General features: G+C 43.9%; 1 protein-coding gene. It reads right to left on the bottom strand.

The window, feature by feature from the left end; genetic code table 11:
• Positions 1-244: hypothetical protein (locus tag HGT73_RS14685; RefSeq protein ID WP_214215984.1), on the bottom strand; the 244-nt coding region annotated here is incomplete at both ends.

Genomic DNA, 244 nt, shown 5'->3' with positions numbered 1-244 from the left:
CACAGAACCTTCTCATTCAAATCTCGCGGGAACGGATTTTGTATACCCTTAGCTGTCGTGATAGTTTCAGCATTTCTCATTAGCTGCTGCTCTTTTGTCAACGAAGGCAACCGCGAATTACTGGATATAGGCTTCTCTATTGTCAACGCGGAAATAACAGCTGCCAATACCCCTTTCTTGAAGTTGTCTTCGTGAAGCTGAGTATTGTTAGCTACCGGCTCCAACTCTGATATGGAATAAGTCA

It is taken from the genome of Rosenbergiella australiborealis, from assembly GCF_018494035.1.
Classification (GTDB): Bacteria; Pseudomonadota; Gammaproteobacteria; order Enterobacterales; family Enterobacteriaceae; genus Rosenbergiella; species Rosenbergiella australiborealis.
This window is presented reverse-complemented; position numbering and strand designations above follow the sequence as displayed.